Raw genomic sequence first — 12624 nt, forward strand, 5'->3', positions numbered from 1 at the left:
TTTCTTACGATTGGTCAAAGCTTTACTGACATTTCATGGGCCAGGTTTCTGGACGCGCCATCGACGCTGATCTGGCTCAGTCGGATCCGGATATCGCCGCATTCATCGATCAAGAACGGCAGCGTCAGGAAACCCACCTGGAACTGATTGCATCGGAGAACTTTGCGTCCCGTGCGGTGATGCAGGCCCAGGGTTCCGTGCTCACCAACAAGTACGCCGAGGGGCTGCCCAGCAAGCGGTACTACGGCGGTTGTGAGCATGTTGATGCCATTGAGGAGCTGGCCATCGAGCGGGCCAAGCAGCTGTTTGGTGCCGCCTGGGCCAATGTGCAGCCCCACAGCGGTGCCCAGGCCAACTTCGCTGTTTTTCTGGCCCTGCTGCAGCCCGGCGACACAATCATGGGGCTCGATCTGTCCCATGGCGGTCACCTGACCCATGGGTCTCCGGTCAATGTCAGCGGCAAGTGGTTCAACGTTGTTCAGTACGGCGTCGACAAGGTGACCCAGCGCCTGGACATGGAGGCGATTCGGCAGCTTGCGCTAGAGCACAAGCCCAAGCTGATTGTGTGTGGCTATTCCGCTTATCCACGCACCATCGACTTCGCCGCCTTCCGCGCCATCGCCGATGAAGTGGGTGCCTATCTGCTGGCCGACATGGCCCACATCGCTGGCCTCGTGGCCGCTGGTGTGCATCCCAGCCCGGTGCCCCATTGCGATGTGGTGACCACCACCACCCACAAGACCCTTCGCGGCCCCCGCGGCGGCCTGATCCTCTGCCGCGACGCCGAGTTCGCCAAAAAGTTTGATAAGGCCGTGTTCCCTGGCAGCCAGGGCGGCCCTCTGGAGCACGTGATCGCTGCCAAGGCTGTGGCCTTCGGGGAAGCGCTGCAGCCTTCGTTCAAGGCCTACAGCCAGCAGGTGGTTGCCAATGCGGCAGCCCTCGCTGAACAGCTGATCGCCCGCGGCATCGATGTCGTAAGCGGCGGCACCGACAACCATGTGGTGCTGCTGGATCTGCGTGGCATCGGGATGACTGGAAAGGTGGCTGATCTGTTGGTGAGTGATGTGCACATCACGGCCAACAAAAACACCGTTCCCTTCGACCCCGAATCTCCTTTCGTTACCAGTGGCCTGCGGCTGGGAACCGCTGCGCTTACCACCCGTGGTTTTGATGCGCAGGCCTTCCGGGAGGTCGCTGATGTGATTGCTGATCGTCTTCTCAATCCTGAGGATGATGCGATTCGTCAGCGTTGCCTCGACCGGGTGGGTGCTCTCTGTGAGCGCTTCCCCCTCTACGCCGACAGCAAGCAGCCTGTTCTGGCGTGAGGCTTGGCCCTGGCTCTCGAATGGGCCGGGGCGGTGCCTGGTTGAACGGTTGCAGGCTCCCTAGGATTGGGGTGACTCCTTCTGACCGGGGGATCGTCTCTTTCCCGGAGCCTGCGTGAACCTCTTGGCCAGCCCTATCGCGGTCGCCTCGGTCAGTTTTCTTCTGGCTGCGGTGACCACCATGGTGCTGGTGCCCCAAGTGCGCCGGATGGGGCTTCGCTTCGGGTGGACCGATCAGCCCGATGAGCGCAAGCAGCATGTCACCCCCATGGTGAGATTGGGGGGCATTGCCATGGTGCTGGGCTTTGGAACGGCTTTGGCGGCGGTCTGGTCCATGGGGGGCTTCGGCCTGCTGGCGCCGGCCAAGGATCAGCTGATCTGGAGCACCCTGGCCGGTTCGCTCTGCTTTTTTCTGATTGGCCTGGCGGACGACCTCTTCGCTCTCTCTCCCTGGCCGCGGCTGGCTGGACAGGTTGCTGTGGCTTGTGCGGTTTGGAGCCAGGGCGTTCGGATTGGAGCGATCGATCTTCCCTGGCTCACCGCCTCAGCCGGTCCGATTGCTCTGCCGGACACCCTCAGCCTGCTTGCCACTGTTGTTTGGCTGGTGGGAATCACCAATGCCATCAACTGGCTGGACGGCCTCGATGGCCTTGCTGCGGGAGTGGCTGGTATCGCTGCTGTCGGGCTGGTGTCCGTCAGCTTTTCGCTGCATCAGGTGGCTGCCGGATTCCTTGCCGCAGCGCTGGCGGGCTGTTGCCTCGGCTTCCTGCGCCACAACTTCAATCCCGCCCGCATCTTCATGGGTGATGGGGGCTCTTACTTCCTCGGCTTCACCCTCGCTGCCGTGAGCATCGTGGGCCCCGCCAAGGGGCTCACGACGGTGAGCCTGCTTTTGCCCTTGCTGATTCTTTCGCTGCCCCTGGCCGACATGTCGGCCGTGATCATGGGCCGTCTGCGCGAAGGACGTTCCCCCTTCTATCCCGACCGGCGTCACCTTCATCACCGCCTGTTGCGCGCTGGCTTCAGTCACCGACGCACGGTGCTGTTGATCTACGTCTTCACCCAGTGGCTTGCTGCCTTGGCCCTGGTGGTGGCCAATGCCGAGATGCGCTTCCTCTGGCTGGCTTTGGCCACGGCCATCCTCGTGGCAACGGTGGTGATCAGCCGTCGCCAGCTGCAACATGAGCGAGCTCTGATGAATACCAACCCCTGTTCAAGCTCCGTTGACCCCGCTGCACTGGGCGAACCGCGTGGCTGAACCAGGGGTTGAAATCCTGTGCGTGGGCACAGAGCTGTTGTTGGGTGACATCCTCAACGGCAATGCCCGATGGATTGCTGAACAGTTGGCGGGCCTGGGGCTGCCGCATTACCGCCAAACCGTTGTCGGTGACAACAAAGATCGCTTGATCTCCGCTGTGCGCGAGGCATCGCAGCGCTGCAGGTTCCTGGTGACGACTGGAGGTCTGGGACCGACCCCCGATGACCTCACCACAGAGGCTCTGGCCGCTGCTTTCGAGACTCCTCTCGAGGAGCGGCCCGAACTCTGGCTGGAGATCCAGCGGAAGTTATCGGCCGGTGGCCGGCCGGTTGCTTCCAGCAACCGCAGCCAGGCTTTTCTGCCCCGTGGAGCTGAGGTGCTTCCCAATCCAAAGGGGTCGGCACCGGGAATGATCTGGTCGCCGCGACCTGATTTCACGATCCTCACCTTCCCGGGGGTGCCTTCAGAAATGCGGGCGATGTGGGCGGAGACTGCCGTTCCCTGGCTCCAGGCCCATGGTGGGGCCACCGGGGTGTTTGTGAGTCGTCAGCTCCGCTTCAGCGGCATTGGTGAATCCGATCTGGCTGAGCGCGTTGCTGATCTGTTGGCGTCCACCAATCCAACGGTGGCTCCCTATGCCTCCCTCGGCGATGTGAAATTGCGGCTCACGGCCTGTGCAGCGAGTGCCGATGCTGCCGCTCAGCTGTTGGTGCCGCTGGAAGCTGAGCTGCGTCGTCGCACGGGGGACCACTGCTACGGCGTTGATGACGACAGTCTGGCGTCGGTGGTGATCGGCCTGCTCCAGCAACGGCACCAGACGATGGCGGTGGCGGAGTCCTGCACCGGTGGTGGATTGGCGGCAGCCCTGACGGCTGTTCCAGGCTCCTCGTCGGTGTTTCAGGGTGGCGTCGTCGCTTACAGCAATGCAGTGAAACAGGGCCTGCTTGGGGTCTCTCCGGATCTGCTCACTGCCCATGGCGCTGTTTCCCAGCCTGTGGTGGAAGCGATGGCGCGGGCAGCCCGGGAGAAACTCAATTGCGATTGGGCGATCGCTGTAAGCGGTATCGCCGGCCCTGGCGGTGGCAGTGCTGAGAAGCCCGTGGGCTTGGTGCATCTGGCCTTGGCTGGTCCCGATGGCTGTGAGGCCTGGGTGCAGCATTTCGGTGAGCGGCGGGGCCGTGAGGCCATTCAGAAGATGAGCGTGATCCGCGGCTTGGACCGTCTGCGTCTGCGCTTGCTCGCTCAGGTTTAGGGTCAACGGTTCTTGCGGCTGAACTGTTGAGTTCCGGCACCCTCTACGACAAGGTGTGGGACCTGCATCGGGTGGCGGAGCTCCCCGGCGGATCCACCCAACTGTTTGTCGGTCTGCACCTGATCCATGAGGTCACCAGTCCTCAGGCCTTCTCGGCGTTGAAGGACAAGGGGCTAACGGTGCGCTGTCCTGAGCGCACGGTGGCCACGGTGGACCACATCGTGCCGACCACCTCGCAGCAACGTCCGTTTGCCGATCCGTTGGCGGAGGAGATGCTCAGCACCTTGGAGCGGAACTGCCAGGAGCACGGCATCCCTCTCAACAACATCGGCAGCGGCCGGCAGGGCATCGTTCACGTGATTGCCCCGGAACTCGGCCTGACCCAACCGGGCATGACGGTGGCCTGCGGTGATTCCCATACCTCCACGCACGGCGCCTTCGGGGCGATCGCCTTCGGGATCGGCACCAGTCAGGTGCGCGATGTGTTGGCCAGCCAGAGCCTGGCCATGAACAAGCTCAAGGTGCGCCGGATTCAGGTGAATGGTCGGCTCGCCGAGGGCGTGTCAGCGAAGGACCTGATCCTGCATGTGATTCGCCACCTGGGGGTGAAGGGCGGCGTTGGCTACGCCTATGAGTTCGCCGGCTCTGCCATCGAGGCGTTGTCGATGGAAGAGCGGATGACCCTCTGCAACATGGCAATCGAGGGGGGAGCCCGATGCGGCTACGTCAATCCCGATCAGGTCACGTTTGACTATCTCAAAGGTCGCCCCCATGCTCCTGAAGGTGACGCCTGGACCCGCGCTGTCGCTTGGTGGAGTTCCCTGGCCACGGATGCCAACGCAACGGTCGACGACGAGGTGGTGTTTGACGCCGCTGCGATTCCACCAACGGTGACTTGGGGCATTACCCCTGGCCAGGGAATGGGCATCGACGAAACCGTTCCCAGCCTTGATCAACTGGATCCAGGTGAGCGTCCGATTGCGGAGGAGGCCTACCGCTACATGGATCTCCAGCCGGGAACGGCCATTGCCGGGGTGCCTGTGGATGTCTGTTTCATCGGCAGCTGCACCAATGGTCGTCTCAGCGATTTACGTGCTGCTGCCGATGTGGCCCGTGGGCGCCAGGTGGCTGAAGGCATCCAGGCGTTTGTGGTTCCTGGTTCGGAGCAGGTGGCGAAGGCTGCTGAAGCAGAAGGGCTGGATGCGGTGTTCCGTGCCGCAGGTTTTGAGTGGCGGGAGCCCGGCTGCTCGATGTGTCTGGCGATGAATCCGGATCGGCTGGAGGGCCGTCAGATCAGCGCCAGCTCCAGCAACCGCAATTTCAAGGGTCGGCAGGGCTCGGCCAGTGGCCGGACGTTGTTGATGAGTCCAGCCATGGTGGCTGCCGCTGCCGTTAACGGTCGTGTGACCGATGTCCGTACTTTGATTACTCCGTCCGCATCGTGATGGCTCTCTTCCCGACTGGTCCGATTCAACAGGTGAGTGGAACGGCCATCGCCGTCTCCGGTGAAGACATCGATACGGATCGGATCATTCCGGCACGGTTCCTCAAATGCGTCAGTTTCGAGGCGCTGGGTGACCAGGTGTTTGCCGACGATCGTCTTGAACTCTCCGGTGAGCATCCCTTTGATCAGGCCCGTTATCAGGGGGCCTCGATCCTGGTGGTGAATGGCAATTTCGGTTGCGGGTCCAGCCGTGAACATGCCCCTCAGGCGTTGATGCGCTGGGGAATTCGTGCGGTGGTTGGGGTCAGTTTTGCCGAGATCTTCTACGGCAACTGCCTCGCCCTTGGCATTCCCTGTGCAACGGCGGCCCCCGAGCAGATCAAAGCCATTCAGGCGCAGGTGGATGGCGATCCGGGACGCTCCTGGAGCCTTGATCTTGCCGGTTTGCAGCTGACCGCAGCCGACTTCAGTTGGCCTGTGTCGATCGATGCTGGTCCTCTGGACATGCTGCGCAGCGGTCGTTGGGATGCAACGTCCCAGCTCCTGGACCATGGCCCCCAGGTTTCGGAATTGATGCAAAAACTGCCCTACATCAACCAGTTCGCCGCCGAGTAACGGCCAGGCGCGACTCCTGTGTCTATGAAAGAGATAGGAGGTTGGGAGTCAATGGCCTGTTCGCTCTCGCGGTTGTTGTTGCCGTTGGTGCCCTTGTTGGTTGTTGCCGGGGTTGCTCCTGCTGGGGCCGTGCCGCTTCAGGTTCAGTCCCATGATCCGTTGGATCGCAGCTGTCCTGGCTGTGATCTCCGCCAGGCGGATTTTCGTCAGGCCCATCTCATCGGCGCTGATTTTCGGGGCAGCGATCTGCGCGGCGCCGATCTGCGGGAGGCGAATCTTGAAGGTGCTGACCTGACGGGAGCGTTGCTGGAAGGTGCTGATCTGCGGGGAGCCAACCTCACCAATGCTGAGTTGTCCGGCGTGGACCTGCGCAATGCCGATCTGCGGGAGGCCAAGGTGATCAATGCTTATGCACCGAACGTGAAGACCTCCGGCATGCGTTATGCCGGAGCTTCACTGTTCGGCAGCGATCTGATCATCGGGGGCGGTGATTGATCAGAAGGGTCGATCCGTGTTGGTGGTTTTCATCCAGTTCGTTGGGGTGTAGGGAACAAACGGCACGCCTGTGCCCTTGAAATCAAGGTCATTGAGCCGGAAGCGAACGCCGCCAATGCCTTCGTAGGGATTGAAATAGACACCCACGTCGTAGCTGCGCCGTTGCCAGCGCAATTCGATGTTGGAGTTGACCGTGCTCCCGTAGTACCTCGAACCGGGATCGACGTTGTAACTGACGCCGGTGCTCAGCACGACCGGTCCAACAATCTGCTGGGTGAGCCCAACGCCCAGGGTGGCGAGATCGACGTTCCGATCGAAGGCGAAAGGGCTGTCGCCGTTTTTCAGGGAGCCGCTGCCGACGATGGAGATCTGCGTGAAGTCCAGGAATGGCTTGCTGAAGGTGCCCAGGGTGATGGTGGGGCCTCCGCTGAGACTCAGGGTCTCTTGATGGCGGCCATCGCCGTATACCGCAATTGAGGTGTTGACGTTCGTGTTCAGGCTCAGTCCTGGAACGATGGGGACAGGCGAATAGCGGAAGGCCGCTGATGGATCGAGTTGTGCTGTTTTCCCTTTCAGCAAGGGAATCTTGCTGGTGACGGAGGCGAACAAACTGCCCCGTCCACTGCGCAAATGGCGGTCGCTGTTGTAGCGATCGGCGTCATAGTCCCCGATGGCACCGCGAATGAGGTACTTATGGTCGACTTCCCCGGTTGACCAGCTGCCCTTGGTCTGGGCGTAAACGCCATAGGCCGCATTGATGTCGGTTTCACCGAGGGAGCCATTCCAGGTGCGGTAGCGGTAGGCCCCGAACAGATTGGTGCTCAGCACGCCCAAGCTGCCCATGTCGATGTCCCGGCCAAAACTTCCCCAGTAGCGGCTTCTGCTCAGGATGTCTGCGGGGTCAAAGCTGCTGATGTCGGCATCGCCGTTCAGTTTGTAGTTGCCATAGCGGCCGCGCAGTTTGGCGTCCAAGCCAAATAAATCAGCGGCGCTGTTGAAGTCGCCGTCAATGGCGCGCTGCACCATGAACTGCGGTTGAACGGACAGTTCCGTGCTCGTACCGATGGTGAGTGGCTTGAGGTTGCGTCCCACAAAAAGGCCATCACGGTCCCGGTTGTCGATGCCGACAACGAAGCGGTTCTCCACTTCCTCTTCCTTCTGGATGAGCTGTCGACGGGTGACCGGGATGGGCAGCCGCTCTTCAACGATCAGCCGGTTGCGTCGCGCCGAGATCAGCACATCGCCATTGGCTTGCTCGCGGGCGATCACATCCTCTGCATCGATTCTGGTTTGCGCCGGCGTGAAGGGATCGTTGCTGAAGCCCATGCGGTCAGCTTCCCAGCCATCCGCCGTGATCAGGATCTTCGAGGCCTGCACCCTCCAGCGGCTGATTGTGCCGTTGAGGAAATTCGTGCTTCCCAGGCTCTTCAGTTGGGGAACTTTGACCACGCCAAAGCGGTTTTCATCCCTGACCGAGGAATTCAGGCGTTGAACGGGGATGCCGCTGCGCCGCTCGATGCTGAAGCTGCCCTGGAGGTCGACGTCTGAGATGCGTTGGTCGATCCTGGCGATCGCTGCAGTCCGCATGGCCTGCTGCTGGGCTGGCGGAATCGAGGGATGTTCTGTTGTGCCTCCGCTGCTGACATGGCGTTGGGGGCGTCCTCCATCGCCGAGGGCAACCGAGTCGAGGCGCTCGGAGAGGGAGGAGGGTTTGACGCGCTGGCCGCGATCCGGGTCATCACACTCCGGCAGGGGCGGCATCATGGCGCTCTCCGGCTTGGGTGTCTCCCGTCCCCAGCGGTAGCGCAGGCCCAGCAAGTAGGCGTTGCTGCCCTCAGAGACGCCCCCATAGGTGCCGAAAGCACCGGAACGGTGGTGAATCCGGCCCACGAGCGACAAGTCGGAGGACACTGCTGCCTCCACCTCAAAGCCGAGGTAGTTCAACAGCTTTGTGTAGTTCTCGCGGAATGTTTTCTCGTAAAGGCTGACGTTGGAGTTGTAGCTGATGCCTTCAACAACGCTGAAGCTCAGCCAAGGCTGAACCCAGACGCGCGCTCCAATTCCCAGCACCCCCTCCCCGAAGCTTTGTGCGGGCAGATCGGCATAGGGCTTGCTCTGGTTGAATTCGCCTCCCTGTTGCTGCTTGGCGATGTGGCTGAACAGGTCAGCCTCAAGTTCAACGGCGAGTGGACCAGCGCGCATGATCCGTTTCTGCACGCCGACGCCCAACACTGCTTCGGGACGCATCCGGCCGTTGAACAGGAAGGTGTCACCGAAGGCGGCATCAATCATCTGCCCGCCCCAGGCCGTGACTGCCCACGGTTGTGGATGCCAGTCGGGAACCGGAGGAAGCAGTGGCGGGCAGGCCACGGTCGGCATGCCTTCACGGCTGGCTGGCGTGGGTGGTTCCGGTGGGGCTGATGCCGTTCGAGACGTGGTTAATGGGTTGGTGAGGGGCTCATCAAGGTCGATGACCCCGTAGACATCGTTGAGCTGCCCTTCGTTCTGGACGAGGTTGTAGCGAAAGCTCGACGCTTGGAAAAACTGATTGCCGCGCCTGAAACGGACGGCGCCTCGGGCGTTGAGCGTGCGGTAGGCCGCATCAAATTCGATCCGATCGGCGTGCAGTTCGGCGTTCCCGAGCCGAACAGAAACGTTGCCTTCGGCAATCGTGGCCTTCGACTTGGTGTCGGTGTATTGGCGGTCAGCTCGAACGTTCAGGCTCGCTGGTGCTGAAGCAACTTTCTCTGGCGTTGATTCAGCCGAACCTGCCGCTGCGGGCAACACGGACGTTGACCCTGTGATCAGGGTTCCGGTCAATGCAAAAAGAAGGCGGTGCGCCGCCAAGGCAATGCTGCTGCGGCTCATGAGCTTGGCAGCTCATTTCAGAGATCACGCTCCGCTCAGACCAGTGTGTGGCGCGGTCTGAGCGGAATGTTGAATCAATCTTCCAGGTCTTTGCGGCTGGGGGTGCGGCTTGGATCGCTCGCAAGGAACCCGAACACGAAGATGCCGAGGAAGAAGAAGACGACCGAGTAAACGGAGATCTTGAGGGCGAGCATGGAGACCGACCGGCGTCTGTGACATGGGCATCATCCTATGGGGCATGACAGCGTCAGCAGGGGAATGAACCCTGATCAAGTCGGTCGATCGGAGTGGATTGAAACGTTTCGCAGTCGCTCGCGGCGTGATCTGCGTGCCGGTTGGCGCCGCTCAGGCGCCGCCCAGGCAGGGTTTTTTCTCGACGAAAGCTGGGGAGCAACGCACCGGCCGGACTGGGCCAAGCGCGGCCTGTTGATCTGGCCCAGGGGACGCCAATGGTTGCGTCTTGAGCAGCGGTTGAGCTGGCCTGATGGCTGGAGGAACCGTGATTCCTGCCGTGCCCGGCTGGTGCTGAGCTGGTGGGCCGAGCAGATGCGTCTCTGGGTGGATGGCGTGCTGGTGCATGAGGGGGATCTGTTCGATACCGCCTGTCGCTGGTCGCTGCCTGGGCGTTGTCGTCAGGGGGCTGCACTGGATCTTGTGCTGGAGCTCTGCAGCCCCCTGCATGACGATGGAGCTCTGATCAGCAGCCATCTCGACCTGGAGCCGCAGACCGCAGGCCCCGATCCCGAGGGCACGTTGTTGCCTGCGGCCCTGGAGCTGCATCTGGCGGCGGACGGAGACCTGCCGCCGCATTGGGCGGAGCTGGATCCCAGCGGTACAGAGGCGCAGGCTGCTGTTGCAGCGCACCTGCACCAGGCAGAGCCGCCACGGGGGTTGTTGCATTGGCTGGGTCATGCCCATCTCGATCTGGCTTGGCTTTGGCCGGTCGCTGATACCTGGCAGGCCGCTGAACGCACCTTCCGATCAACGTTGGCGTTGATGCGTCGCTGGCCCGAGTTGCACTTTGCCCATTCCACGCCGGCGCTTTATGCCTGGATGGAGCAACATCGGCCCGCTCTTTTTGCCGAGATCCAGGCGGCCAGCCGGGCCGGCCGCTGGGAACCGATCAATGGCCCCTGGGTGGAGACCGACTGTGTGCTGGTCAGCACGGCGTCGTTGTGGAACCAGTTCGCTCTCGGTCAGGACGACAGCCGCCGCCGTTTCCCTGAGTGGACCCATGAGTTGGCCTGGTTGCCGGACAGCTTTGGCTTCTCTGCTGGTCTGCCTGCCGTGGCGTCAGCCACCGGTGTGCGCTGGTTCTGCACCCACAAGCTGGCCTGGAATGCGGAGAACCCTTTCCCCCATCGGTTGTTCCGATGGCGCGGACGGGGACGGGGACGGTCGGAACTGCACAGCCTGATGCTGCCGCCGATCGGGCGCCGCGCCGATCCTGTGGAGATGCTGGACGAGCAGAGGGCCTGGCATCAGGCCACGGGGCTGGAGGCGGCGCTGTGGATTCCAGGCGTTGGTGATCACGGTGGTGGTCCCACCGAGGAGTTGCTGGAGCAGATCGAGCTCTGGGAAGGGCAAGCAGCCGCCTTGCCCACCCGAGCCGGCACGGTGCGGGAGTTCTTGGCCGAGCTCGAGCAGGGTGATCAGGCCTGGCCTGTGTGGCGAGATGAGCTTTTCCTGGAGTTGCACCGCGGTTGCGCCACCAGCCGTCCGGATCAGAAGCGCCACAACCGAACGCTTGAACGGCTCTTACGGGAGGCTGATGCAGTCTCAGCCCTGTTGGCGATCGCAGGTCGCGACAGCGGCAGCAGCGATTGGCGCCCGCTGTTGTTTCAGCAGTTTCACGACATCCTTCCGGGAACCTCGATCCCGGAGGTGTTCGACCAGGCGGAACCGGTCTGGCGCTCGGCCCGGCGCCAGGCCCGCCAGGAACGCGATCGGCGGCTGGCCAGGCTGCCGCGTCCGGAGGACACAGCAGCGGCGTGGAGTTGGTGGGGTCTGCAGCCTTTGGCGTCCTGGTCGCCTCTGGTTCGCCTTCCTGCAGGATCGTGGTCAGCGGATGCCGTTTCACTGCCGCAGCAAAACGCCGCTGCTGGTGGTACCTGGGTGCAGTTGCCGCGTCAGCACGGGATTTGTTCGGTGCCGCTCCGGCGTGAACCAGGCTTGACGTCCTGTGCGGCTGAGCCCCGTCAGGCTGTGGTCATCACGTCGCTGGGGGGGGGGAGCTTGGCGTGTGGGCAATGGTCTGATCGAGCTCGATGTCTCCTCGGCCGGACTGCTGGCTTTGCGGGATCGCGATGGACGGGACCAGTTGGCGTCTTCCCTGCAGTTGGAGCGCTATCGGGACCGGGGCGAATTCTGGGATGCCTGGGATCTTGCGGCGGACTACCGATCTCAGCCCTTGGGTGTACTCTGTACGGATTCCCTGGAGTGGCTCGATCAGGGCCCCCTGGTGGCGCATGTGGTGCTGCGGCGCCAGCTCGGTGCCAGTTGCATGCGTCTGGACCTGCGGCTGAAGGCCGACACGCCCTGGCTGGAGCTGATCTGCGGTATCGACTGGCGCCAGACCCATGAGTTGCTGCGTCTTGAGCTGCCGCTGGCGACCCCCGCCGTTCGCATCGCTGCCGACACCAGTGGAGGGGTGATCGAACGCCCCGCTGCACCGATGACGGCTCGAGAACAAGCCCGTTGGGAAGTGCCTGTGATCTCCTGGTTCGCCTCGCAGTCGGCGGCTCCTGGAGGCGGGATGGCTGTGTTGCTGGACGGCCCCCAGGGTGTGGATTGGTCTTCAGACCGACTTGGCATTTCGCTGCTGCGGGGCCCGACCTGGCCAGATCCCAGCGCTGATCAGGGTTGGCATCGCCAGCGCTTGGCCCTCATGCCGTTCGCCGGCTCATGGAGCGATGCCGGTGTGTCGCAGGCGGCCATTGCCTTTCGTGAGCCTGGGTGGTGCGCGGACTTGCCTGCGGCGCCGCGTCAATGGTTCCCATCGCTGCCGTTTCCACTCACGCCGGTGGGGTTGGAGCGCCATGCCGATGGTTGCGTGCTGAAGCTGCTCAATTCGGGATCAGCGCGCTGTCGCTGGACCCCCGGAGCGGGGTGGAGGGTCCGCAGGGAAGCCGACTCAATGGCCGCTTCTGCCGTGGTGATCACCCCAGGAGAACTCGTCTCCCTGGTGGTGGGTCAGTCCTCGTGATCGTCGAACGGGTCGTCGAGTGCTTTTGATGGAGGGCCAAAGGCCTGATACACGCCAAATCCGGTGAGTCCGAACAAAACAGCGAGCACGCCAATGGCGACGGACAGGGCTGGGGACGACGTTTCCATCACATCTCTCGACAGGATCAACCCCGAACCGGAG

The 12624-nt window shown here is 62.6% G+C and carries 9 protein-coding genes and 1 pseudogene; 7 read left to right on the plus strand and 3 right to left on the minus strand.

Going from position 1 to position 12624, the window contains the following annotated elements; genetic code table 11:
- The first annotated feature begins 35 nt into the window (after window positions 1-35).
- From glyA to SynA1544_RS01260, 6 genes are all read left to right on the plus strand, one after another.
- Window positions 36-1325, plus strand: a complete 1290-nt coding sequence (glyA, locus tag SynA1544_RS01235; protein ID WP_186514551.1) for a serine hydroxymethyltransferase — start codon at window positions 36-38, stop codon at window positions 1323-1325.
- Between the two features lie 115 nt (window positions 1326-1440).
- Window positions 1441-2583 (plus strand): glycosyltransferase family 4 protein, encoded by a 1143-nt coding sequence (locus tag SynA1544_RS01240; protein ID WP_186514552.1) that lies wholly within the window; start codon window positions 1441-1443, stop codon window positions 2581-2583.
- On the plus strand, window positions 2576-3835 hold the full coding sequence (locus SynA1544_RS01245; RefSeq protein WP_186515398.1) for a competence/damage-inducible protein A: 1260 nt from the start codon (window positions 2576-2578) through the stop codon (window positions 3833-3835). The genes SynA1544_RS01240 and SynA1544_RS01245 overlap by 8 nt, the downstream gene beginning before the upstream one ends.
- Before the next feature lie 26 nt (window positions 3836-3861).
- Window positions 3862-5280 (plus strand): 3-isopropylmalate dehydratase large subunit, encoded by a 1419-nt coding sequence (leuC, locus tag SynA1544_RS01250; RefSeq protein WP_186514553.1) that lies wholly within the window; start codon window positions 3862-3864, stop codon window positions 5278-5280.
- Window positions 5280-5894 (plus strand): 3-isopropylmalate dehydratase small subunit, encoded by a 615-nt coding sequence (locus tag SynA1544_RS01255; RefSeq protein WP_186514554.1) that lies wholly within the window; start codon window positions 5280-5282, stop codon window positions 5892-5894. Before leuC ends, SynA1544_RS01255 begins: the two co-directional genes overlap by 1 nt.
- A 51-nt stretch (window positions 5895-5945) precedes the next feature.
- Window positions 5946-6389 (plus strand): pentapeptide repeat-containing protein, encoded by a 444-nt coding sequence (locus SynA1544_RS01260; protein WP_186514555.1) that lies wholly within the window; start codon window positions 5946-5948, stop codon window positions 6387-6389.
- Here SynA1544_RS01260 and SynA1544_RS01265 read toward each other — a convergent pair whose 3' ends face one another.
- Window positions 6390-9257 (minus strand): DUF3769 domain-containing protein, encoded by a 2868-nt coding sequence (locus SynA1544_RS01265; RefSeq protein ID WP_255477675.1) that lies wholly within the window; start codon window positions 9255-9257, stop codon window positions 6390-6392. It lies immediately after the preceding gene.
- Window positions 9258-9331: 74 nt separating this feature from the next.
- The gene (locus tag SynA1544_RS01270; protein WP_006042333.1) at window positions 9332-9451 is read right to left on the minus strand and encodes a photosystem II reaction center protein I; all 120 of its coding nucleotides are present in this window, start codon (window positions 9449-9451) and stop codon (window positions 9332-9334) included.
- 37 nt (window positions 9452-9488) lie between these two features.
- On the opposite strand from SynA1544_RS01270, the pseudogene SynA1544_RS01275 reads away from it, so the two are divergent.
- Window positions 9489-12462 (plus strand): annotated as a pseudogene (locus SynA1544_RS01275) (alpha-mannosidase).
- Here the strand turns inward: SynA1544_RS01275 and psbN are convergent.
- A complete protein-coding gene (psbN, locus tag SynA1544_RS01280; RefSeq protein WP_011363291.1) occupies window positions 12450-12590 on the minus strand; it encodes a photosystem II reaction center protein PsbN in 141 nt (46 codons plus the stop codon). The pseudogene SynA1544_RS01275 and the gene psbN sit on opposite strands and share 13 nt — an antisense overlap.
- Window positions 12591-12624 lie beyond the last annotated feature (34 nt).

Source organism: Synechococcus sp. A15-44, from assembly GCF_014280115.1.
GTDB lineage: Bacteria > Cyanobacteriota > Cyanobacteriia > PCC-6307 > Cyanobiaceae > Parasynechococcus.